The following is a 1,310-nucleotide window of genomic DNA, read 5'->3' as shown; positions in this document are numbered from 1 at the left end:
CGACACTGGAGCTGTGGGCGACATCGCTGCGCGATGTGAAGGCGCGGATGCGCAGCCTTTTCACGCAGGACCGGGTAGCGGCGTCGGCCAGTCTTTTCCTGGATGGCCTGCTGGGTGATGAGCGGCGCAAGACAGGTTGGATGCGCGCGGAAGCGGCGGGAGACCCCGGTCCGTGGCGACAGCAGGCCATTCTGGGGCGCAGGAGATGGGATGCGGACGCTCTGCGCGAGATCGTGCGAGACTATGTCGTGGAGCATCTCGCCACGCCGGGGTGCGTGCTGGTTATCGATGAGACCGGCTTTTTGAAGCAGGGCAAGGCATCGTGCGGTGTCGCGCGACAATATACCGGTTCGGCCGGCAAGATCACCAACTGCCAGATCGGTGTGTTTGCGGCCTATGTGTCGGCTCGTGGTCATGCCTTCATCGATCGCGCTCTCTATCTGCCCAAGAGCTGGACGACCGCCCCGGCAAGGCTTGCTGCGGCCCATGTCCCCGAGACTGTCGCCTTCGCTACCAAGCCCGCACTGGCGATCGACATGATCCGGCGGGCACTGGCCGTCGATGTCCCGTTCTCATGGGTGGCAGCCGACACGGTGTACGGCGTAGGCGACATCGAGGGCATGCTGCGGCGTGCGTGCAAGGGCTATGTCCTTGGCGTCAAGTCGGACCATTATTTCGGTTCCTGGGTGGGCAAGCCGCCGGTCGCCGGTACGGCAGAAGAGATTGCGCACGATCTTGCCCCTGATGCCTGGCAGCGCCTGTCCGCCGGTGACGGCACGAAAGGCGCCCGGCTTCACGACTGGGCCTATTGCGAACTCGCCGATCTCGAGGCCGAAGAATATCATGAGACGAAGACGGGCCTTTGGACCCGGGGCCTCCTGATCCGTCGCAACATCGGCGACAGTGATCTCGCCTTCTTCACGACCTGGTGCCCGGCCGGAACAGGAATACAGACGCTTGTTTCCGTTGAAGGCCATCGCTGGGCGATCGAAGACAGCTTCGAGACCGCCAAAAATGACCTCGGCCTCGACCATAACGAGACGCGATCCTGGCACGGCTGGCATCGCCACGTCTCGCTCGTAATGCTCGCCTTCGCCATGATGGCCGTAGTCCGATACCGCGCCAACAACACGACGCCCCCAAAAAGACCGAAGACGCCCACCATCAGGAGTTGATCCGCTGGTCCGTTCAGGAGGTCCGACGCATCGCCAACAAGCTCGCTCAGCGCCGGATCGAGCCTGCCTACGTCATCGCCTGGTCATGCTGGAGACGAGCTCACCAAGCTGCAGCAAGAAGGGCTCACCTCAAAA

Annotated in this window: 1 protein-coding gene; it reads left to right on the top strand. The window is 63.0% G+C overall.

The window, feature by feature from the left end; all coding sequences use genetic code 11:
• The coding region (locus RN629_RS18180) for an IS701 family transposase (RefSeq protein WP_407036486.1) at window positions 1–1,175 on the top strand (1,175 nt) is incomplete at its 5' end.
• Window positions 1,176–1,310 lie beyond the last annotated feature (135 nt).

It is taken from the genome of Facivitalis istanbulensis (assembly GCF_040560405.1).
GTDB classification, from domain to species: domain Bacteria; phylum Pseudomonadota; class Alphaproteobacteria; order Sphingomonadales; family Sphingomonadaceae; genus Sphingomonas; species Sphingomonas istanbulensis.
The sequence above is the reverse complement of the archived record's forward strand: the minus strand, read 5'-3'. Positions and strand labels throughout refer to the sequence as shown.